The following is a 20,500-nucleotide window of genomic DNA, read 5'->3' on the forward strand; positions in this document are numbered from 1 at the left end:
AGGCCTCCCTCAGTCGGCGTCGACGTGCGCGATGCTGCGCGGCGAGCTCTTGATGCGCGCGAAGGCGTCGAGGGCGTGCACCCGGGTCTCCTTGAGGTCGAGGATCGGCGCGGGGTAGTCCTCGCCCTCCGTGGTCAGCGTGTCCAGGAGGGTCCAGGGCTCGTGGATCGCGGAGCCGGTCACCGCCGCGACTCCGGGATGTTCTTCCGCAGGTAGTCGCCGGCGGGGTCGAACTTGTGCGACTGGGTGACGGGGTTGAACACCCGGAAGAACGGCGAGGCGTCGGCTCCCGATCCGGCCACCCACTGCCAGTTGGCGGCGTTGCTGGCGGGGTCGGCGTCGACGAGGGTGTCCCAGAACCAGTCCTCGCCCACGCGCCAGTCGACGAGCATGTTCTTGATCAGGAACGAGGCGGTGACCATCCGCACCCGGTTGTGCATGTACCCGGTGCGCCAGAGCTCCCGCATGCCGGCGTCGACGAGCGGGTAGCCGGTGCGGCCCTGGTGCCAGGCGTCGAGGTGCTCCTGACTTGCGTGGGCCCACGGGAAGCGGTCGAAGCGGGTGTCGAAGTTGGCGGTCGCGAGGTCGGGCCAGTGGAACAGCAGGTGGTAGCAGAACTCGCGCCAGAGCACCTCGGAGGCGAAGCGCTCGCGGCCCTGCTCGTGGTGCGCCCCCTCTCCCCGCGACTCGACGACGGCCTGCCAGACCTGGAACGGGCTGATCTCGCCCCAGCGCAGGTGCGCCGGAGGTTCGACGTCGCGTCGTCGGCCGGGCGGTCGCGGCCGTCGGAGTAGTCGTCGAGCTGCTCGGCGATGAAGGCGCGCAGACGATCGGCCGCGGCCTTCTCTCCCGGCACCCAGCGCTCGCGCAGTCCGCCGCCCGGTCGGGCCGGGTCGGCAGCAGCTCCCAGTCGTCCAGGTCGTCGGAGGCGACCGGGTCGACGACGCCGTCGATCGAGCGCGGACGGGGCAGCGGCGCTCGCGGCACGTCCTTCTTCCTGCAGGCGCGCGCGAAGGGCGTGTAGACGGAGTAGGGCGTCCCTCCGCCGGTCTGCACCGTCCACGGCTCGAACAGCAGCGAGCCCTGGTGGCTCTCGGCCTCGATGCCGCGCGAGCGCAGGCCCTCCTTCACCGCGGTGTCGACGGCGCGCTCGGCCCCTCCGCGTAGCGCCGGTTCCAGTGCACGGCACCCGCGCCGAGCTCGTCGGCCAGCTGCAGGATCACGGCCTCGGCGGGTCCGCGGCGCAGGAGAGGACCCGCCGTGCGCAGCGAGGTCGGCGCCCAGAGCGGTGAGACTGCCGTGCAGCCACCACCGCGCCGCCCAGCGGCCGGATGCCGGGCGACTCGTCGTCGAGGACGTAGCAGACCGCCACCGGCCCGCCGCGATCGACCGCCGCTCGCAGCGCGGGTTGTCAGCAAGGCGCAGATCGTCGCGGAGCCAGACGAGGGTGGGGGAGGAGGTGCTCATGGTGCCTCCATGATCCGCGAGAGCGGAACCGGGGCGAAGTGCTGGCCGCCGCGTTCGTGGAGTGCTAGCGGAGGAGCGCGCCTGGGAGGAGACCGTGGCAGCCCGCCGGTCAGGCGGGCGACGCGGTCGCGGAGCTTGTCGCAGAGGGCCGTGAGCTGGTCGAGCTCGTCGTCGTCGAGGGCGTCGCCGACGTGCTGCGGATCGTCTCCATGGTGCAGCGCCACGCGGCGGAACATGTCGTAGCCGTCGTCCGTGATCGCGATGACCGTCCCGCGCGCATCGGTCGGATCCTCGCTCTTGACGACGAGTCCGCGGCTGACCAGCCGGTCGATCAGACGGCTCACGCTGGGCTGGGTGAGCAGCACGTGCTTGTTGAGGTCGCGGAGGCGCGCGCGCCGATCGGGCTGCCGCGTGAGGTTGAAGGACGTCGTACTCGTTCAGCGAGATCTCCTTGGAGGGGAACTCGGTGCTGAGCGCCCGCATCACGTGCACCTGCGCGCGGAAGAGCGACTCCCAGGCCGCGACCGCGTCTCGAACTCACCGACCTCCTCCGTCGTGCTCAGGATACGGTGTCCCCACCCTGGTCGGCGGGGCGCGAGTGCGGGTTCGGTCCCGCGGGCGGCGGAGCGTCGCGACCGCACGGGCCAGGGAACGACAGAAGGCGGCCGCTGAGGCGAGCGGCCGGCCTTCGTTCCGCACCAAGAGTGTCCTGCAATCACTTCCACGCTTCGCCGCCACAGCAAACGACTAACGCTCTTGAACATATAACGGATCGATAACGCCGCGAGAGGCCATTTCCTGAGATCTCCCTGAACGCCGCATCCGCTCCCGCCCCCGCCCCGGAACGCGCGCCCGAGGTCCTCGATCCGGAGCCGCCGAGCACCTGCGTGCCGCTTCCGGTACGCCCCACCGACGGCCGCCTGCGCCAGGCACTGAGGGCGATCGAATTCCGACGAAGCGCGCGCTCCGGACCTGCTGAAGCAGCCCCCGAAGCGCTTCTTCCGAGGAAGGCGTCGATCCGACCGGACTGCCGGCGAACCGTGCCGGCGAAGCCACACCTCAGGCTTCGCGCCTCGACCCGCCGCTCGTCTCGAAGGCGATGGGCGAGAAACGCGTGTCAGCGTTTCGAGCAAGCCGAAGCAGCCCTCGCTCTGCGGTACTCGACCCGTCGAGAAGCCGACCGCGGTTGAGGAGCGCCTGCGCTCCCTCAACGCTGGCCCTGCCCGATCTCTTCTGAGCGAGGAGCGCGAGCGCCCCTCGCTCAGAAGAGATCGGGCGACGGGGTGGACGCGTAGCGGATCGCGACGTCGGCGTGGCGGTCGAAGCGGTAGCCGACCCCGCGGACGGTGCGGACGATGTCCTCGTAGCGGCCGAGCTTGGCGCGCAGGCGGCGGACGTGCACGTCGATGGTGCGCTCGTTGGGGGCGTCGTCGTCGGCGGCTCCCCAGAGGGAGGCGATGAGCTCGGCGCGCTCGATGGTGCGGCCCTCGCGGAGGACGAGGTACTGCAGCAGCTCGAACTCCTTGTAGGTGAGGGCGGTGGTCTCGTCGTCGAGGATGACGCGCTTGCGGGAGATGTCGATGACGACTCCGCCGGGGGCGCGGTCGAGGTCGGGCTCGGCCTCGGCGCGGCGCTTGGCGACGGCGGCGGGGTCCTGGAGGGCGAGGCGGACGACGTCGACGTCGCGGCCGCCGGCTCCCTGGGGGGCGAGGGCGACGGACGCGTACGTCTCGGCGTCGGGGGCGATCAGGGCGGTGACGCGCTTGAGCTCCTCGACGAGGCGGCCGAGGTCGACTCCGGCGGCGCGCGCCTTGGCCTCGTCGATGCCGACGTAGAGCGCGAAGCCGCGGGCCTCGGTGCCCTGGGGCACGGCGCGCAGACGCGGGGCGGTGGGGACGCTCTCGGGAGCGGCCTGGAGGCGGGGCGCCTCGGTGACGGAGGGGGCGGGGACGGTGCGGGCGTCGAGGAGGGACATGGCGAATCCTTGGGACTGGTCGGATCCGGGACGAGTGTCCGGGGGAGCGGATCCGGGTGTGCGCGAGGGAGCCGGTTCCCGTTCGGGGAGATCCGGCAGAGGCGGATGCGGGGCATCCACGGGGTTCGCAGCCTGCGACGCCGTTCCGGCCGGCGGAGCCGATCGGAGGGATCGACCCGGTCACGGGGAGGAGGCGGAGGTGGTGCGGGAACCCGGCGAGGCCAGTGCCTCAAGCGCACATTCGACAGCACATGACGAGGCCGCCGGCCATCATCATGCCGGCATCCCCGATGGCCTCAAGGGAGGTCAGGGCGAGCGCGTTGTCAGTCATGGGGGAAAGTAAAGCGGACTGTGACGGACCGAGTCAACAGATTTCGGGTTCGCGTCCAGGATCCGGCGCGGGATCGGCTCCTCCGGGCGCGTCGCGGCACCCGGAGGAGGTGGATCAGCCCGCGAGCCCGTACAGGCGGTCGCCCGCGTCGCCGAGGCCCGGCACGATGTAGCCCAGCTCGTTGGGTGGTCGTCGAGAGCGCCGAGGACGATGGTCACCTCGCGGCCCTCGAACGCCTTCTCGACGGCGGCGAGGCCCTCGGGGGCGGCGAGGAGGCAGACGGCGGTGACGTCGACGGCTCCGCGGTCGAAGAGGAACCGGATCGCGGCGATCAGCGAGCCGCCGGTGGCGAGCATCGGGTCGAGCACGAAGCACTGGCGGTTCGAGAGTCGTCGGGCAGGCGCTCGGCGTAGGTGGTGGGCCCGAGGGTCTCCTCGTTGCGCGCCATGCCCGAGGAATCCGACCTCGGCGGTCGGGATCAGCTTCACCATGCCCTCGAGCATGCCGAGGCCCGGCGCGCAGGATCGGCACGACCAGCGGCTGCGGGTCGCTGAGTGCGAGGCCGGTGGTCTGCGTGACGGGGGTCTCGATCGTCACGGTCCCGGTGCGGACGCCGCGCGTCGCCTCGTAGGCGAGGAGGGTCATCAGCTCCTCGGCGAGCTGCCGGAAGGTGGGGGAGGGGTGCGCTTGTCGCGCAGCACGGTGAGCTTGTGCGTGATCAGCGGGTGGTCGGCTACGTGGACGCGCATAAGCTCAATCCCTCCGGTCCGCGCGCGGTCGGACCGGACGCGGGCACGAGGGGGCGCGATGCGCGACAGCGACCTCCGCCTCCCGCCGCCGCCGACGCGTGGATGGGGCTCGCGCTCGAGGAGGCCCGCCGCGCCGCGAGCTGGGGCGACGTGCCCGTGGGGGCGGTGGTCGTCGACTCCGCCGGCCGCGTGGTGGGGCGCGGGCGCAACGAGCGCGAGCTGCGCACCGATCCGACCGCGCACGCCGAGGTCGTGGCGCTGCGGAAGCGCGGCGGCTGCCTGCGGCGACTGGCAGCTCACGGGGTGCACGCTGGTGGTCACCCTCGAGCCGTGCGTGATGTGCGCCGGAGCGATTCTGGCCGCGCGCGTCGACCGCGTCGTGTTCGGCGCGTGGGACGAAGAAGGCGGGAGCGGTGGGCTCGCTGCACGACCTGCTCCGCGACCGCAGGCACACGCACGTCACCGAGGTGTACCCGGGGCTCCGCGCCCCGGAGAGCACGGCCCCGCTCCTCGACTTCTTCCGCGCGCGGCGCTGAGGCGCTGCACGGACAGTCGAGGCCGCGCTCAGTCGCGGGAGTGCCCCGCGAGCCACTCCGCGAGCACGAGCCCGGTCGCCTCGCGCATCCGATCGAAGCGCCCCTCGCGCACGTCGTCGCCGAGCTGGGTCGCGGTGTAGCCCGCCGCTGCCGCGTAGTCGGCGTCGCCCTCGAGCCAGCGACCGGCCATCGCACCGGTGAGCTCCGGGTGGAAGCACGCCGAGCAGCCACTCGTCGATGCCGAAGGCCTCGACCTCGTAGGCCGCGGAGGAGGCGAGGAGCGTCGTGCCGGCGGGGAGGGCGAAGGTGTCGCCGTGCCACTGCATCACGGGCACGCCCGCGACGTGGCGCAACGGCGACCGCATCCCCTCGGCGGTGGGCTCGATCGAGCGGAACCCGACCTCGCGGGTCGGCCAGGATGCACGTCCGTGCCGAGGGCGGCGGCGATCAGCTGAGCGCCGAAGCAGATGCCCAGCGTCGGGCGGCGGTGGTGCAGCCGGTCCTGCAGCAGGGCGATCTCGGGCGCGATGAAGGGATGGCGGGCGGTCTCGTAGACGCCGGCACTGGATCCGAGGGTGATCACCAGGTCCGGCTCGTCGAGGTCGACGGGCCAGGTCGGTGCCGGCCAGAGCGTCGACGCTCCAGCCCTGCCTCCCCGGAGGATCGGCTCGAGGACCCCCAGGCCGCTCCCCGCTCGTTGACGATCGCCAGTGCGCGCGGCACCTCAGCCGACGCTCTCGCGCGAAGGGATCGGGGGTCGGGCGGTATCAGCGCCCGCTCGGGCGACGGGGGCTCCACCGGCATCGGATGCGCTCACGTGGTCTCCTCGGGGATCCGGGGTGGTGCCGGTCGGTGGTCGGATCATCCTAGGGTCCCGCCGGTCGGGCGAGGACCCCTGCGGCCGTCACCGCGAGCGCGTCGGGCCGTGAGGCCGCTTCGTAGGATGGGCGGGTGACCGACGACACCGTGCTGCTCCCCTCCATCGCCGTGCTCGGCCTGGGCTCGATGGGCGGTGCGATCCTCGGCGGTCTGCTCGCGCCCGGCGTCCGCATCGAGGGCGGAGTCCGGGTGACGAACCGCGACGCCGCCAAGGCCGCCGCGTGGAAGGACCACCCCGTGGTCACCGCGTTCGCGACCGAGGACGACGCCGAGGCGAACCGCCGGGCCGTCGCGGGCGCCTCCGTCGTCCTCGTCGCCGTGAAGCCGCACATGGTGCCGGCGCTGCTGGAGGAGATCGCCGGGTCGCTCGCTCCGGGCACGGTCGTCGTCAGCGTCGCGGCGGGGGTCACGGTCGCGACGTTCGAGAGCCGCCTGCCGGCCGGCGTGCCCGTGCTGCGCTCGATGCCGAACACGCCCGCGGTCGTCGGCCGGGCCGTCACCGGGCTGAGCGCGGGGACGCGGTCGAGCGGCGAGGACCTCGCGCTCGTGCGCCGCCTCTTCGAGACCGTCGGCGAGGTGGTCGAGGTGCCGGAGTCGCAGCTCGACGCGCTCCCGACGATCTCGGGATCGGAGTCCGGCTACGTCTTCCTCCTGATCGAGGAGCTGATCGCGGCGGCCGTCGCCAAGGGCTTCACCCCGAGCAGGCCGCGACCATGGTGACCGGCACGTTCCTCGATGCGGCCGAGCTCCTCGTTCACTCCGGCGAGGGCCCGCCGAGCTGCGCCGCCGGGTCACGAGCCCGAACGGCACCACCGAGCGCGCGATCGCCGTGCTGCAGGAGGCGGACCTGGCGTCGCTCTTCACCCGGGCGACGGACGCGGCGCTCGCCCGCGCGCGGGAGCTCGCCGCGTCCTGAGACGGCCCGGGCCTACGAGCCCAGGGCTGCGAAGCGCTCGATGTCGCTGGGCGTGCCGCTGACCACGATCAGGTCGTGGTTCGAGACCACCGTCTGCTCGGTGGCGTAGGTGAACGACTTGCCCGGGCCCTTGACGCCCACGACGGTGACGCGGTGCTTGCGGCGCACTCCCGACTCGGTGAGCGTGAGGCCCCGGATGGGCTTGGGCGGGTACATCTTCGCGAGCACGAAGTCGTCGTCGAACTCGATGAAGTCGAGCATGCGGCCCGAGACGAGGTGCGCGACGCGCTCGCCGCTTCCGCCTCCGGGTAGATGACGTGGTTGGCGCCGATGCGCTCGAGGATCTTGCCGTGCGAGCGCGAGATCGCCTTCGCCCAGATCTGCGGGATCTTGAGGTCGACCAGGTTCGCGGTGATGAGGACGGAGGCCTCGATCGAGGACCGGCGACGACGGCGACCTGGAAGTCCTGGGCGCCGATCTGCGCGAGCGCGTCGAGCGAGCGCGCATCCGCCTGGACGGCGTGGGTCACGCGCTCGGACCACTTCTGCACGAGCCCGGCGTGCGGCGTCGACGGCGAGCACCTCGCGGTCGAGTCGGTCGAGCTGGCCGGCCGTGGCGGCACCGAAGCGCCCGAGGCCGATCACCAGCACCGGGGCGTCGTACCTGATGCGGTCAACCAACGATGGGCCTCTCTTCCGGTCGTCTGAACAACTGCCTCCGCTGACTCGCGGCGAGCGCGGCGGCGAGAGTCACGGTACCAACGCGGCCCATGAACATCGTCAGTGCCAGCACGTAGACGCCGGACGGCAGGAGCTCGGCGAGCCCGGTCGACAGCCCCGACGTCGCGAACGCCGAGATGACGTCGAACAGCACGTGGTCGAGGGAGGCCTTCGTGATGTGCAGGATGATCACCGACGAGACGGCGACGGTCGTCGCCCCACAGCACGACCGAGACGCCCAGGCGCAGGACGTCGTTGGGGATCCGGCGGCCGAACGCCTCCATGTCGTTGGTGCCGCGGGCCTCCGCGAACGCGGCGAGGAACAGGATCGCGAGCGTCGTGACCTTGATCCCGCCCGCGGTCGAGGCCGAGCCCGCCGATGAACATCAGCATGTCGGTGACGAGCAGGCTGGAGCCGTTCAGTCGGGGATGACGATGGTCGAGAAGCCGCCCGACCGGGTCATCGTCGAGAGGAAGAACGACTGGAAGACGGTGTCGCCCGCATCGAGCACGCCGAACGTCTTCGGATTGTCGAACTCGAGCACGATGTAGAGCGCCGCTCCGGCGACCAGCAGGATCAGCGAGGTGACGAGCGTGAGCTTGACGTGCACCGACCACTTGCGCGGGCGCCGCCAGCCGGCGCGAGAAGGCGTAGATGACGGGGAAGCCGATCGAGCCGAGGAAGACGCCGATCATCAGGATCCCGAGGAACCAGTAGTCGTCCTGGAACGGCGTGAGCCCGGCGGCGTTCGGCGAGAACCCGGTGTTCGTGAACGCCATCGCCGAGTAGTAGAAGGAGTGCCACACCGCCTCGCCGATCGGGATCCCGTCGATCAGCATCCGCGGGAACAGCAGGAGGGCGACGACGATCTCGATCACGGCCGCGCTCACGGCCACCGTGGTGAGCAGCCCGCCGATCTCGCCGAGCCGTACCGCCTGGCCCTCGGCGACGGGGCCAGTGGATCCGCAGCGGGTTCGAGTCGCTCGCGACCATGAGCTTGGCGCGGAGGCCGAGGCGGCGCGAGACAGCCATGCCCATGATCGACGCCAGGGTGAGCACACCGAGGGCGCCGATGTTGACGCCGATGAAGATGATCGAGTGGCCGAACGCCGACCAGTGGGTCGCCATGTCGACCGTGGCCAGGCCCGTGACGCAGATGACCGACATGGCGGTGAAGAACGCGTCGTGCAGCGGGTGACCTCGCCGGCGGTCGTCGAGACAGGCAGGGAGAAGAGGAGCGTGAAGACGAGGATCAGCGCCGAGAAGATGAGGATCGCGAAGCGCGAGGGGAGAGCGGCCGGCGAAGTCGTCGATGAGGTCGCGGGCCCGTTCGAAGCCCGACCACGGGGAGACGGGCGAGACCCCGACGGGGCTGCGGAACTGCTGGCGAATGACCACGGCGGATCCTCCACTCGATCGCGGCCATACCCCGCTCGCCGAGTCGCCCTCGGGGCGCGCCGGGACGGGGCGGGGAGCGACGGCCCGCGACGCGACGGGGCGGGCTGACTACCCTGGGCGCATGCCAGACATCTTCGCGGTGATCGCCGACGGCACCCGCCGCGACATCCTCTCCCTCCTGCTCGAGCAGCGGGAGGCGGGCGCGACCGGCATGAGCGTCTCGCAGATCGTCGCGCGTCCCGAGGCTCAGCCAGCCGACCGTGTCCAAGCACCTGAAGGTGCTGCGCGAGGCGGGGCTCGTGAGCGTCCGCGACGAGCGGGCAACCGCTCTACGCCTGCAGTACGCGCCGCTCGAGGTCGTCGAGGACTGGCTGCTGCCGTTCCCCGAGGCCGACGCCGTCGACGAGCCGGCGCTGCTGGACGCGGCGGCGCAGCGGGCGGAGTCGCTGGGCCGGGCGCTCGCCGGAGCGCACGCACCAGGTCAGCGCGGTGGTGCAGGACATCCAGCGCGGTGTCAGCGAGGGCGACGAAGGTGGCGGAGGCGCTGCGCATCCGCAAGTGACGCGTGTCGTGCCGGTCGCCGACGGGTGGTCTGCTAGGCGCGTGACCCGGCCGCCCGCTCGTCGTGTAAGCTCGCGTGAGGCATTTTCTCGTAAGCGGCCGTCCCGTCGGGCGGTCGACCCCCTGAGCGTTGTGAGGTCTTCGTGGGTTCTGTTATCCGAAGCGTCGCAAGCGCATGGCGAAGAAGAAGCACCGCAAGCTGCTTCGCAAGACTCGTCACCAGCGTCGCAACAAGAAGTAGGCCGAGGCCTCCTTCCCCTTCGAGCGTCCGCGCTCCCATCCGGGATCAGGGCGCTCGTCTGCGACTGCAGGCACGCCGAAGCCGTCCGGGTCTCGCGGTGCCGCTCCTCTAAACTGGGAGCATGGTGGACGTCGCCTGACTCTCGTGGGCAAGCCCGGCTGCCATCTGTGCGACGACGCCCGCGCGGTGGTGCAGCAGGTCCTCGCGGACCTCGAGCACGCTCCTGCGGCTCCGGCCGTCTCGCTGTCCGAGGTCTCGATCCTGGACGACGCCGAGTTGCACGAGCGGTTCGTCGAGGAGATCCCGGTCCTCCTGATCGACGGCCGCGTCCACAACTGCCGGCGCATCGACCCGATCCGCCTCCGCAGAGCACTCCTGGAGCACGCATGACCATCCGCCACGTCGTCGCCTGGAAGCTGAACGCCGTCGACCCCGCCCAGCGGGCCGAGCGCACCGAGCAGATCTCGGACGCCCTGCGCAGCCTCCTGCCGATCATCCCCGAGATCGAGTCGATGACGATCGGGAAGAACTCGCTGTTCCCGAAGGACAACTTCGACATGGTCCTCATCGCGGATTACGCCGACGCCGACGCGCTGAACGCGTACGTCGAGCACCCCGACCACCGCCGCGTCGCGGGGTTCATCCGCCCGCTGGTCCGCGAGCGTGCCTGCGTCGACTTCGAGGTCTGAACCTCGCGCGACCGCTCCGACACGATCGTCGTGATGCGATCGTTGTAGCCGACCCGCAGAAGAGGACGGATCGGCCGGTGACGGCGCGCCCATCCCGCATAGTCTCTTTCCCGGGGGACGCCTGTCCCCGTTTCCGAGGTGCAGGCTGCGTCTCGCTGGGGAGGAACATCCATGTCGCAGTCAGTGTCGCCGCACCGCGGCTTCCGCGCTCGACCTGGCGGCACTCGTCGCGGGACTCGCGCTGCCGGCCTCCGCACAGGCGGCCGAGCTGGGACTCGGCGAGGCTACGGGCTGCGCCCCTGGAGATCCGGCGCCGGTGGAGCCGGGGCCCGACGATCCGGGGCTGGTGAACCCGGTCCTGTCGACCCGGATCCAGTCGAACCAGGGCCTGTGGGTCAAGGACCCGAGAACCCTGGGACCGGTCGATCCGGAGATCCCGACCCGGTGGGCCCAGTCGGCCCGGTGAACCCGGTCCCGATCGGTGAACCCCGTGCCGTCCACCAACCCTCGCCCCCCGTGGTCGTCCCGGTCGAGCCCGGGGCCCACGAACCCGGCTCCCGGTGAATCCGGCTCCGGTGAACCCCGCTCCGGTGAACCCGGCTCCGGTGAACCCGGCTCCCGCGAACCCGGCGCCGGCGAACCCTGCTCCTGCCAACCCGCGCCCGGCTCAGCCGCAGGCGCCGAGCGGTGGTGCCGGGGGAGGCACCGCGACGACCGAGGCCGGGTCGAGTGCGCCGCGCTCCTCCGCTCCGGGCCGCACGCTCCTCTCGACGTCGGCCGCCGATCCGGCAGCCGCTCCGCGCCCGCCGCGGGGGGCCAGCCGGCCGCCGAGGCGACCGCTCCCGCCGTCTCCGTGTACCTCACGCGCGACGCGGGCGTGGACCCGGGCGCGCTGACCGTCGACCTGGCCCGCTTCTACGGGGTCGGCGCGGCGTACGCGGGCTTCCAGCGCGAGGAGACCGCCACGGCGGTCCTCCGCGCTCCCTCGGGCACCGAGACTCCGCTGACCGTCGAGGGCCGCCAGGACGGCGAGACGACCAGCACCGGCTCGACCGTGGTTCCCGCCGCCGCGCTCTCCTCGATCGGCGCCTACACGGTGCAGGTCACCGGCGACCGCGGCTCCTCGGCCTCGACCACGTTCTCGCTGGCGGCCTCGACGGCGCCCGGCGTGCTCGTCGAGCCGCGCGAGTCCACCAGCAGCGAGGCGGGCTCGCCCCGCGGCGCCGTCTGGGGCTTCGGCCCGATCGAGAGCGGTCGGTCGGCGCGTTCACGACGACCGGCGTCCGTGCCGAGCTCGCCGCCGGAGCGCTGTCGGTCCGGGTCGACGCGCTCGGCTGGTCCGACCTCGCGCTCGGCGACGCGATCGTGAAGGAGCCCACGGCCGAGGTGTACTGCATCGTGGCCGTCGGCTCCGTCTCGGGACGCACCGCCGCGGTGACGATCGCCTACCCCGGAGCGGCTCCTCCGTCGAGGTGCCGGACGCGTCGCAGGTCTGCGGCATCGCCATCACGACCGCCAAGTCGGGTCGGTCTCACCCGCCTCGGCGGACGGCACCGGCGGGCTCTCGGCCGGCGTCGGCCTCACCATCGGCGCGGGCCTGCTGGTCGCGATCCTGCTCGCCGGTCTCGTGACCGCCGTCGTGCTGCGCCGCCGCCGCGAGAACAGCGACCTCCTCATCGGCGGTCCGCTGCCGCACCAGCCGCAGGAGTGATCCCGCGGCACGGGTGATCGGAGCCGGCGCGAGCGCCGGGCAGGACGCGGAACGCCCGCGGGACGACGAGGTCCCGCGGGCGTTCCGTTCGTGCGGCGTCAGGCGCCGCGTCACTCCGCCGCGCTAAGCGCAGCAGGATCGTGCGGGCCTCGGGCCGCAGCTGGAAGTCGGGCCAGACGTCCGGGCCGCACGCCCGGGAGCCGAGGCCGTGCTGGGCGGCGTCGATCGTGAGGACCGAGCGGGTCGGCTGCGGCAGCTCGTGCGGGTGCTGCGCGGCGGAGATCTCCTGCGGAGTGTGCCGGGCGAGCGTGAATCCGGGCAGGCGTCCGTGCAGATCGCGCGCCGCCTCGATCCGGAGCGCGGCGACCCGCCTCGGCGAGCACCAGTTCGCGCACGGAGGAGCGGTGCCCGCTCTCCTGCGGTCGCGCGTACGGGGTCGTCAGCGCGTCGATCCCGGCCGAGAAGCGACCCAGCCCGGGCGGCGCGGAGGCTGTCGGGAGTGGGACTGAGCGGACCGGTGCCGAACCAGTCGGCGCGGTCGATCGAGGCGGGCAGCTCGAAGGTGAGCCCGAGGCGCGGCCAGACGAGGTCCCAGCGGCCGGTCGGCACGAGGTCGGCGCGGAGGATCACGGCGTCGCCGTCGGCCGTCCAGTGCTCGTCGAGCAGCAGGGCCGCGTCGAGGTCGGCGGCCGACCAACGGGTGCGGCGGCGGAGGCCGTCCGAGGTGTCGAGGCTCTCCGAGGCGGGGACGAGGCGGTCCAGGCCCGCCTCGCGCCAGCGGACGGCCGAGGACGGGCGGGCACCCCACGTCCGTCGCCCGCGTTCGGGTCGCCGCTGACGTACGCCGGGAATCCGGCGCCCTCGTCGTTGTCAGTGGGGGCGCGCCACGCTCGGCGCGCGGACCGTCGACGGCGAGGCCGGCCAGCGAGCGCAGCCGTCCGCCGCCGAAGCGGGCCACGGCGAGGAGGTCGTCGCCCAGGGCGCCGCCGGGCGGGGCGCACCCACAGGGCTGCGGTGCCGCGGCCGAGAGCCGGCGCTGCGCGGTGTGCACGACGTGCCCCTCGGGGGCCCAGGCGGCCGCGGCGGCGAGGACGACGTCGACGCTCAGCCAGGTCTCCCCGTCGGCGGCGACCTCGACCGCGGGCAGCGGCACGGTCGCGGAGCCGCCCGCGGCGATCACTCCGGTCTCGAGCACGCCCTCGGCGGTGAGCCGGCCGTCGACCTCCGCGCGCCACAGCACGCGCAGGTCGGCGGTGGAGGCGTCGTGTCGGCGGTTCTCGACGACGACCGAGTCCTCGCCGATGCGCGTGCGCACGGGCGCGACGATCTGCTTCCACTCGAACAGGCCGGGACTCGGGGTGCTGTCCGAGAGGACCATGCCGTCCATCACGAAGTTGCCGTCGTGGACGACCTCGCCGAAGTCGCCGCCGTAGGCCCAGTACTCGACGCCGTCGGCGGTGCGGGCGCGGAGCCCGTGGTCGCGCCACTCCCAGACGAAGCCGCCGTGCAGGCGCGGGTAGCGCTCGACGAGGTCCTCGTACTGGTCGATCGCGCCGGGTCCGTTGCCCATGGCGTGCACGTACTCGCAGAGCAGGAACGGCTTGGAGCGCTGGCGCGCGGACTCGCCGGGGGAGCAGGCCGAGCAGGGTGGTGCGCGACGCGTCGTCGCCGATCTGCTCGGTCTCGGGCACCGAGGAGTACATCCGCGAGTACACGTCGGTGTAGGCGCCGGTGTAGTCGCCCTCGTAGTGCACCGGGCGCTCGGGGTCGCGGCCGTGCACCCACGCCGACATGGCGGCGAGGTTCGCTCGGTGCCCGCCTCGTTGCCGAGCGACCAGAGCACGATGCTCGGGTGGTTCTTGTCGCGCTCGACGGTGCGCTCGATGCGGTCGAGGTACGCCTCGCGCCAGGCGGGGTCGTCGCTCGGGTTGCCGGCCCAGCCCCAGCGCTCGAAGCCGTGGGTCTCGAGGTCGCACTCCAGGACCACCCAGAAGCCGAGCTCGTCGGCGAGGTCGAGCAGGCGCGGGTGCGGCAGGTAGTGGCTGGTGCGGATCGCGTTGACGTTGAACCGCTTCATCAGCGCGAGGTCCTCGCGGGCGGAGTCCTCGTCGAAGGCGCGCCCGCGGTCGGGGTGCGTCTCGTGCCGGTTCACGCCGTGGAAGACGACGCGCTCGCCGTTCACCAGGAAGCGGTCGCCGCGGATCTCGACCGTGCGGAAGCCCAGGCGGGTGGAGACGGTCTCGCCGGTGGAGGCGATCTCGGCGTCGTAGAGCGCGGCGCCTCCGCCGACCACGGCTCGACGGCGTCCAGGGCGATCGGAGCGACGTCGTCGGCGCTCGCCCACTCGACGTCGACGCCGAGCTCGGGGACGCGCAGGACGACGGGGAACGCCGCGGGCGACGCGGTCAGCTCGGCGTCGATCGTGCCCGTGCCCTCCAGTACCCGGTGCGGACCCAGACGTCCTCGAGTCCGCCGACGGGGCGGGCGAGCAGGTGCACCGAGCGGAAGATCCCCGGCAGCCACCACTGGTCCTGGTCCTCGACGTAGCTCGACGCCGACCACTGGTGCGCGCACCACGACGAGGTTCTCTCCGGGCGCACGGCCTCGGTGACGTCGAACTCCTGCGCGAGGCGGCTGCCGGATCCGATGCCGATCTCGACGCCGTTGACCCACACCCGGTAGCGCGACTCGACCCCGTCGAAGCGCAGGACGACCGCCTCGGCGTCGCCCCACGACTCCGGGACCTCGATCGTGCGGCGGTAGTCGCCGGTGGGGTTCTCGTCCGGCACGAAGGGCGGCTCGGTCGCGAAGGGGAACTGCACGTTCGTGTAGGCGGGGAGGCCGTAGCGGCCGTCGCCCTGCAGCACCCAGTGCGCGGGCACCGGGATCGAGTCCAGGCGGAGTCGTCGAAGGACTCGGAGCCGACGTCGTCCACTCCCTCGCCCTCGGGGAGCACGTCGAGTCCGCCGAGGGTGCCGGGCGCAGCCGGCAGCAGGCGGAAGCGCCACTGCCCGTCGAGCGCGATCGAGGGGGCGTCGGAGCGGAGCCACGAGCGGGCCCGGCGGCGCAGGCCCCGCCCGGGGCCGGTGTCGGTGAGGTAGTGCTCGGGAGTCGAGGTCGGGGTCACTTCGCGAGCCTTCGTCAGGCCGCCGCGCCGGAGCGCTGCGGCGCCGCGCGCCTCTGAGCATCCGAGCGGAGTCGAGCCGTCACGTCGTCGTGGGGACGCCTCCGCCTCGTGCGGCTACGCCGTCTCCGGACGCTAGCACAATCCCGAGTAGACACTCGAATTTCGGTCCTCATGGTGATGATCGAGATCACCGTCGGCCCCAGGACCGCGATGAAGAGGACCGGCAGGATGAACAGCATGAGCGGGAAGAGGATGTTGACGGGGATCTTCATCGCCTTCTCCTCCGCGCGCATCCGGCGCTTCAGCCATCTCCTTCGCCTGCGTCCGCAGCACCCCGCTGACCGAGACTCCGTAGACGTCGGCCTGCACGATCGCGCGGACGAAGCTGCGCAGGTCGGGCACCGACGTCCGCAGCTCCAGCGCGCGGTAGGCGTCGCGCCGCGTCATGCCGACGCGCATGTCCTGCAGAGTCGCACCAGCTCCTCGGCGAGGGCCCTTGCCGTTGTCGCCCGCCCGGGCCATCGCGGCCTCGAAGCCCAGTCCGGCCTCGACGGCGATCAGCATCTGGTCGAGGGTGTCCGGGAGCTCGAGGGCGATCGCGGCCTGCCGCCCCCGAGCCCGCGGCTGTGCAGGAGCAGATCGGGCACGAAGTACGCCACGACCACCACCACGACGAGGAGCAGGACGAGGATCGGCGGCGGCTGGCGCATGACGAGGGCGGCGGCGCCGGCGGCGAGGAGCATCAGGGCGGCTTCGCGAGGATCACCCGGCCCAGCGGCCAGGAGGCGGGACGGCCGGCGTGCGCGTGCAGCCGGTCGAGCCGGCGGAGCGCACCGGGCAGCAGCAGCCTCCCGCGATCCGCTCCAGTCGATCGGCGGCCGAGCGGGTGTCGACCGCCTCCTGGACGAGCCCCTGCATCAGGTTGCGGCGAGCGGCGCTGCGCTCGGCCCCCGCGGGTGCCAGGGCGGCGAAGAGCAGGGGCAGTGCCGCCAGCAGGCACAGGGAGGCGAGGAGCACGATCCGGTCCCTCTCAGAACTTGAAGCTGATGACGCGGCGCATCCAGAGGCCGCCGATGAGGAACATGATCGCGGCGACCACCATCAGCACGTAGCCCAGCCAGTGCTCGGTGAACTTGCCCACGTAGCTCGGGCTGGTCAGACTCAGGACGCCCAGGACCACGAACGGCAGCGCCATCAGGATGTAGACCGGACATCTTGCCTTCGGCCGCGAGGGCCGAGACCTGGCGGCGGATCTGGTTGCGCTCGCGGATCGTGTCGCCCACCTGGTCGAGCACCTCGGCCAGGTCGCCGCCCACCTCGCGGTGGATGCCGATCGCCTGCCCGACCCAGCTGAGGTCCTCGCTCCGCATCCGCTCGGCCGTCTGGGCCAGGGACACGTTCCAGGTCGCGCCCGAGGCGGGTCTCGTTCACGATGCGCGCGAACTCCTCCGCCGTCGGCGCCTCCGACTCGCGCGAGGCGGCGTCGATCGCGCGGAGCAGGGAGTGACCGGCGCGCAGCCCGCTCGCGAGCAGCTGGAGGGTGCCGTCGAGCTGGTCGGCGAACCGGCGCCGACGGCGATCGGCGAGGATCCGCAGGAGGGCGACGGTGACGCCCAGGACGACCGCCACGAGCAGGACGCTGAGGAGAGCGGAGCCGGCGAGCAGCCCGAGCAGGAAGGCCACGACGGACGCCGCCGACACCAGGATCAGCAGCTCGGAGGGCGACTGCGACAGCCCCGCCTCGCGCAGCGCGTCGGCGAGCCGCTCGGCCCAGCCCCGCCGCGTCAGCGCCGCCGAGATCGCCTCGCTCGTCGAGCGGGTCAGCTGCGAGAGGCCGGAGTCGCCGGCGCCGGCGTCGGGACGCCGCTCGACGGGGAGCCGCGGAGTGGAGGAGCCGAAGACCCCGAAGACCACGACGAGCACGGCCGCGCGCTGAGCACGACCCCCAGGACCGCGATCATCGGCGCTCGCCCGGGACCGGCAGGGCGAAGACCCGCGGCGACACCTCGATGCCCAGCTCGGTGAAGCGGTCGAGGAAGCGGGGCCGCACCCGGTCGCGACCGGGCCGCCGAGGATCCGGCCGAGGGTCCACTCCGGCGTAGTCGAAGACGAACGCGTCCTGCAGCACGACCACATCGCCCTCCATGCCCTGCACTTCGGTGACGTGCGTGACGCGCCGGCTGCCGTCGCGCATGCGGGTGAGCTGCACGATGACGTCGACCGCCGAGGCGATCTGCTCGCGGATCGCGCGGAGGGGCAGGTCCATCCCCGCCATCAGCACGAGGGTCTCGAGGGTCGCGAGATGGCGTCGCGCGGCGAGTTGGAGTGGACGGTCGACAGCGAGCCGTCGTGACCGGTGTTCATGGCCTGCAGCATGTCGAGCGCCTCGCCGCCGCGGCACTCGCCGACCACGATGCGGTCGGGCCGCATCCGGAGGAGTTGCGCAGCAGCTCCCGGATCGAGACCTCGCCGCGCCCCTCGATGTTCGCCGGCCGGCTCTCGAGCCGAACCACGTGCGACTGCTGGAGCTGCAGCTCCACCGCGTCCTCGATCGTGATGATGCGCTCGCCGTGCGGGATGAAGGAGGAGAGGACGTTGAGCAGGGTCGTCTTGCCCGTGCCGGTGCCGCCCGAGACGATGATGTTGAGGTGCGCGCGCACGCACGCGTCGAGCAGCTCGGCCATCTCGGACGTCACCGAGCCGAAGCCGATGAGATCCGACACGGTGAGCGGGTCGCGGGAGAACTTGCGGATGGTGAGCGACGACCCGTTCACGGCGAGGGGCGGGATGACGGCGTTCACGCGCGAGCCGTCCTCGAGCCGGGCGTCGACCAGCGGGGACGACTCGTCGATGCGGCGCCCGACCCGGGTGACGATCTTCTCGATCACCGCGCGCAGCTGCGCCTCCGAGCGGAACCGCGTGCCGCTCAGGGTCAGCCGGCCTCCGCGCTCGACGAAGATCTGCTCGTGCCCGTTGACCATGATCTCGGTGAGTGTCGGGTCGTCGAGGAGGGGCTGCAGCGGTCCGAAGCCGAGCACGTCGTCGGCGATCTGGGCGACGAGGCGCTGACGCTCCTCGGGGGTGAGCGGGGCGGACTCGGCGTCCACGATCTCGCCCAGGATGTCGCGCGCCTGCCCGAGCAGGTCCGACTCCGCGAGCGTGGGGTCGTTCAGCCGCGAGCCCATCCGGCGGAAGAGCTCGTCGCCGACCCTGCTCTTGAGGGCGAGCAGTCCGTCGACCCGCTCGCGCTCGTCCTGCTGCCGGTCCGTCTCGGGATCAGGAGCGGGAGCGGGCTCGGGGGCGGGCGGCGCTGCGGCGGCGGGCTCGTACGGCGCGTCGCGCGCGGCGTGCCGGGAGGCGAGGCGTTCGGCGAGGCTCACTGGATCCTGACCCTTCTCTGCTGTGCGGCTCCGTCGCTGCCGGTGAACGCGCCCGCGAGCCGGGTCAGCAGCACGGCCGCTCGGGAGCGGCGCTTGGCGAGGAGCAGCGGTCGACCCGTGTTGGTCGCGAGCGCGAGGTCGGCCGAGCGGGGCAGGACCGCGGTGACCGACATGCGGACCGTGGCCTCGATGTCCTTCACCGTGATGCCCGACTTCTTCTCGGCGAGGTTGACGACCAGGTGGCGGTTCTCGGGCAGGAGGCCCAGCTCCTCGAGCACGGTCAGCTCGCGGCGGAGCCCCTCGGACCCCGGGGACGTCCATCGCCGTGACGAACAGCGCGTCGGTCGCCACCTCGAGGGCGGCGAGCGTGTGATCGGTGAGCCCGGCCGAGGTGTCGACGACGACGGTGGCGAAGTCGGACGAGAGCTGCCGCAGCAGGTGCGTCACCGCCTCGGACGAGATGCGGTCGGCGTCGGCGGGGTCGATCGGAGCGGCGAGGGAGTAGAAGCCCGCCTCGTGCACGGACAGGTAGGCCTTGAGCACCAGCAGGTCCGAGGACGCCGCCGGGCCGACCGCGTCGCGGAGGGTGTGCACCGGATCCAGGCCCAGCGCGCTCGCGACGTCGCCGAACTGGGCGTCGAGGTCGACGAGGACGGTCGAGAGCGGAGCGGCACTGCCGAGGGCGACGGCCAGATTGACCGCGAGCGTGGTCTTGCCCACCCCGCCCTTGGGCGAGAGGACGACGATGACCTTCTTCTCCCGACCGCCGCGGGGGCCGTGGGACGATCGCCGATCCGCGCCTGCGCGGCCCGGCTCGATCGGCGGATCACGTCGCCGAGGGAGTCGTCGTCGGCGTCGGGAGAGAGGACGTCCCGGATGCCGGCCCTCATCGCGGCGACCGCGAGGTCGGGGTCGGGCTCCGCGACGAGGACGAGCGTGATCCGCGGGAAGGCGGTGTCGAGGGCGGCGGCGAAGCGCAGCGCCGTCTCGCGCTCGATGCCGGGGCCGATCAGGACCACGTCGACCGGGTCCTCGCCGGGCGGCGGGAGGATCGCCTCGGGGCGCAGCCCGGTGGCGGAGGCGGGGAGGCGCGGTGACCCCGGAGCCGTCGTCGACGAGGGCGGCGGTCACGCGGTCGACGAAGGGGGCGGCGTCGGTCACCGCGAGGAAGCGGGTCACTGGAGGAGCTCCTCGGGCGTGATGATGCGGGTGCCGTTCGGATCCGTGCCCTCCGGCTGCTTCGTCAGCCAGATCGACGCGTACTGCGCCGCGTTTCACGAGGAGCTCCGCGTCGGCTCCGTTCACGGCGAGCGTCACGTAGACGGACGCGGGGGGTATGGGCACGGTTCCGCTGGTGTCGCCCTCCGCCGTCGTGCCCAGTCCCTGCAGCGTCGTCACGAGGACCTTCTGCAACCGCATGTGGGTCTGCGTCCCGACGGTGAGCACGACTCCGACCGTGTCGCCGGGAGCGAGACCTCCGCCGAGGACGCGCTCGGGGCTGAGCAGCACGGTCACCTCCTGCAGTCCGGCGGGGACGTCGACGCGACCCGGGACCTCGAGGGCATCGGGTGACACCATCCGCACGGTCAGCAGCTGCTCCCCGGTCACCAGATCGACCGAGGTGACGAGGCCGCCGAGGCCGTCGAGCGTCGTCGCGGCGCCGAGGGCGACGGCCGCTCGGGGGAGGGGCTTCACCTCCAGGTACTCGGACAGCTGCTCGGAGGGAGTGCCGGCGGGAGCGTCGCGGGAGAGCACGAGGACGTCGACCGGCTGCTGGCCCTCGAGAGCGCGCTGATCGGCGCCCCTCGTGTAGAGGGTCA

18 protein-coding genes and 13 pseudogenes are annotated in these 20,500 nt (G+C 72.6%); 8 read left to right on the top strand and 23 right to left on the bottom strand.

Annotation, left to right across the window (positions count from 1 at the left end; genetic code table 11):
- Positions 1–9: 9 nt before the first annotated feature.
- From AC0CII_RS21020 to AC0CII_RS21050, 7 genes and pseudogenes are all read right to left on the bottom strand, one after another.
- Positions 10–1,467: pseudogene (locus tag AC0CII_RS21020) on the bottom strand (cryptochrome/photolyase family protein).
- Positions 1,464–1,832: a MarR family winged helix-turn-helix transcriptional regulator gene (locus AC0CII_RS21025; RefSeq protein ID WP_465230549.1), complete on the bottom strand. Its 369-nt coding sequence runs from the start codon at positions 1,830–1,832 to the stop codon at positions 1,464–1,466. The pseudogene AC0CII_RS21020 and the gene AC0CII_RS21025 overlap by 4 nt, the downstream one beginning before the upstream one ends.
- Entirely contained in the window at positions 1,808–2,008 is a 201-nt protein-coding gene (locus tag AC0CII_RS21030; protein WP_465230550.1) for a hypothetical protein, read from the bottom strand. Before AC0CII_RS21030 ends, AC0CII_RS21025 begins: the two co-directional genes overlap by 25 nt.
- Before the next feature lie 720 nt (positions 2,009–2,728).
- Positions 2,729–3,442 carry a winged helix-turn-helix domain-containing protein gene (locus tag AC0CII_RS21035; protein WP_465226563.1) on the bottom strand — a complete coding sequence of 238 codons (714 nt, stop codon included), beginning with the start codon at positions 3,440–3,442 and terminating at the stop codon, positions 2,729–2,731.
- A 327-nt stretch (positions 3,443–3,769) separates the two neighbouring features.
- Positions 3,770–4,276 (bottom strand): uracil phosphoribosyltransferase, encoded by a 507-nt coding sequence (locus tag AC0CII_RS21040; protein ID WP_465231042.1) that lies wholly within the window; start codon positions 4,274–4,276, stop codon positions 3,770–3,772.
- Between the two features lie 58 nt (positions 4,277–4,334).
- Positions 4,335–4,418 (bottom strand): annotated as a pseudogene (locus AC0CII_RS21045) (uracil phosphoribosyltransferase); the annotation flags it as partial.
- Positions 4,418–4,765 carry a hypothetical protein gene (locus AC0CII_RS21050; RefSeq protein WP_465231141.1) on the bottom strand — a complete coding sequence of 116 codons (348 nt, stop codon included), beginning with the start codon at positions 4,763–4,765 and terminating at the stop codon, positions 4,418–4,420. The pseudogene AC0CII_RS21045 and the gene AC0CII_RS21050, both read right to left, overlap by 1 nt.
- On the opposite strand from AC0CII_RS21050, the pseudogene AC0CII_RS21055 reads away from it, so the two are divergent.
- A pseudogene (locus AC0CII_RS21055) lies at positions 4,673–5,058 on the top strand (nucleoside deaminase). The gene AC0CII_RS21050 and the pseudogene AC0CII_RS21055 sit on opposite strands and share 93 nt — an antisense overlap.
- 28 nt (positions 5,059–5,086) lie before the next feature.
- Here the strand turns inward: AC0CII_RS21055 and AC0CII_RS21060 are convergent.
- Both AC0CII_RS21060 and AC0CII_RS21065 read right to left on the bottom strand, forming a co-directional pair.
- Positions 5,087–5,248 carry a hypothetical protein gene (locus tag AC0CII_RS21060; protein ID WP_465230551.1) on the bottom strand — a complete coding sequence of 54 codons (162 nt, stop codon included), beginning with the start codon at positions 5,246–5,248 and terminating at the stop codon, positions 5,087–5,089.
- A gap of 135 nt (positions 5,249–5,383) precedes the next feature.
- On the bottom strand, positions 5,384–5,641 hold the full coding sequence (locus tag AC0CII_RS21065) for a glutamine amidotransferase-related protein (protein WP_465230552.1): 258 nt from the start codon (positions 5,639–5,641) through the stop codon (positions 5,384–5,386).
- Between the two features lie 422 nt (positions 5,642–6,063).
- Here AC0CII_RS21065 and proC point away from each other — a divergent pair.
- Positions 6,064–6,853 (top strand): annotated as a pseudogene (proC, locus tag AC0CII_RS21070) (pyrroline-5-carboxylate reductase).
- Positions 6,854–6,865: 12 nt separating this feature from the next.
- Here proC and AC0CII_RS21075 read toward each other — a convergent pair.
- Positions 6,866–7,533: pseudogene (locus AC0CII_RS21075) on the bottom strand (potassium channel family protein).
- A pseudogene (locus AC0CII_RS21080) lies at positions 7,526–8,887 on the bottom strand (TrkH family potassium uptake protein). Before AC0CII_RS21080 ends, AC0CII_RS21075 begins: the two co-directional pseudogenes overlap by 8 nt.
- 344 nt (positions 8,888–9,231) lie before the next feature.
- On the opposite strand from AC0CII_RS21080, the gene AC0CII_RS21085 reads away from it, so the two are divergent.
- From AC0CII_RS21085 to AC0CII_RS21110, 6 genes and pseudogenes are all read left to right on the top strand, one after another.
- Positions 9,232–9,570 carry a hypothetical protein gene (locus tag AC0CII_RS21085; RefSeq protein ID WP_465230553.1) on the top strand — a complete coding sequence of 113 codons (339 nt, stop codon included), beginning with the start codon at positions 9,232–9,234 and terminating at the stop codon, positions 9,568–9,570.
- 107 nt (positions 9,571–9,677) lie between these two features.
- Positions 9,678–9,773 (top strand): annotated as a pseudogene (locus tag AC0CII_RS21090) (30S ribosomal protein bS22); the annotation flags it as partial.
- A 144-nt stretch (positions 9,774–9,917) separates the two neighbouring features.
- Entirely contained in the window at positions 9,918–10,163 is a 246-nt protein-coding gene (locus AC0CII_RS21095; RefSeq protein ID WP_465230554.1) for a glutaredoxin family protein, read from the top strand.
- Entirely contained in the window at positions 10,160–10,462 is a 303-nt protein-coding gene (locus tag AC0CII_RS21100; protein ID WP_465230555.1) for a Dabb family protein, read from the top strand. Before AC0CII_RS21095 ends, AC0CII_RS21100 begins: the two co-directional genes overlap by 4 nt.
- A gap of 853 nt (positions 10,463–11,315) precedes the next feature.
- The gene (locus AC0CII_RS21105) at positions 11,316–11,831 is read left to right on the top strand and encodes a hypothetical protein (protein WP_465230556.1); all 516 of its coding nucleotides are present in this window, start codon (positions 11,316–11,318) and stop codon (positions 11,829–11,831) included.
- On the top strand, positions 11,828–12,190 hold the full coding sequence (locus AC0CII_RS21110; protein WP_465230557.1) for a hypothetical protein: 363 nt from the start codon (positions 11,828–11,830) through the stop codon (positions 12,188–12,190). The genes AC0CII_RS21105 and AC0CII_RS21110 overlap by 4 nt, the downstream gene beginning before the upstream one ends.
- On the opposite strand, the gene AC0CII_RS21115 is transcribed toward AC0CII_RS21110, so the two are convergent.
- From AC0CII_RS21115 to AC0CII_RS21170, 12 genes and pseudogenes are all read right to left on the bottom strand, one after another.
- Positions 12,136–12,525, bottom strand: a complete 390-nt coding sequence (locus tag AC0CII_RS21115) for a beta-galactosidase small subunit-related protein (protein WP_465231043.1) — start codon at positions 12,523–12,525, stop codon at positions 12,136–12,138. The two genes, AC0CII_RS21110 and AC0CII_RS21115, sit on opposite strands and share 55 nt — an antisense overlap.
- A 176-nt stretch (positions 12,526–12,701) precedes the next feature.
- Positions 12,702–13,025: pseudogene (locus AC0CII_RS21120) on the bottom strand (hypothetical protein); the annotation flags it as partial.
- Positions 13,026–13,212: 187 nt separating this feature from the next.
- A pseudogene (locus tag AC0CII_RS21125) lies at positions 13,213–14,517 on the bottom strand (glycoside hydrolase family 2 TIM barrel-domain containing protein); the annotation flags it as partial.
- Between the two features lie 61 nt (positions 14,518–14,578).
- Positions 14,579–15,361, bottom strand: a complete 783-nt coding sequence (locus AC0CII_RS21130; protein WP_465230558.1) for a sugar-binding domain-containing protein — start codon at positions 15,359–15,361, stop codon at positions 14,579–14,581.
- A gap of 71 nt (positions 15,362–15,432) precedes the next feature.
- Positions 15,433–15,864 (bottom strand): type II secretion system F family protein, encoded by a 432-nt coding sequence (locus AC0CII_RS21135; RefSeq protein WP_465230559.1) that lies wholly within the window; start codon positions 15,862–15,864, stop codon positions 15,433–15,435.
- Positions 15,858–16,043, bottom strand: a complete 186-nt coding sequence (locus AC0CII_RS21140; RefSeq protein WP_465230560.1) for a hypothetical protein — start codon at positions 16,041–16,043, stop codon at positions 15,858–15,860. The genes AC0CII_RS21135 and AC0CII_RS21140 overlap by 7 nt, the downstream gene beginning before the upstream one ends.
- Positions 16,044–16,062: 19 nt before the next feature.
- The gene (locus tag AC0CII_RS21145) at positions 16,063–16,317 is read right to left on the bottom strand and encodes a hypothetical protein (RefSeq protein ID WP_465231142.1); all 255 of its coding nucleotides are present in this window, start codon (positions 16,315–16,317) and stop codon (positions 16,063–16,065) included.
- Between the two features lie 13 nt (positions 16,318–16,330).
- Positions 16,331–16,495 (bottom strand): type II secretion system F family protein, encoded by a 165-nt coding sequence (locus AC0CII_RS21150; RefSeq protein WP_465231143.1) that lies wholly within the window; start codon positions 16,493–16,495, stop codon positions 16,331–16,333.
- A gap of 73 nt (positions 16,496–16,568) precedes the next feature.
- Positions 16,569–16,670 (bottom strand): annotated as a pseudogene (locus AC0CII_RS21155) (type II secretion system F family protein); the annotation flags it as partial.
- A gap of 85 nt (positions 16,671–16,755) precedes the next feature.
- A pseudogene (locus tag AC0CII_RS21160) lies at positions 16,756–17,223 on the bottom strand (type II secretion system F family protein); the annotation flags it as partial.
- 34 nt (positions 17,224–17,257) lie between these two features.
- Positions 17,258–18,680: pseudogene (locus tag AC0CII_RS21165) on the bottom strand (CpaF family protein).
- A gap of 342 nt (positions 18,681–19,022) precedes the next feature.
- Positions 19,023–20,258 (bottom strand): annotated as a pseudogene (locus AC0CII_RS21170) (AAA family ATPase); the annotation flags it as partial.
- Positions 20,259–20,500: the final 242 nt, after the last annotated feature.

The organism is Rathayibacter sp. AC182, from assembly GCF_979253875.1.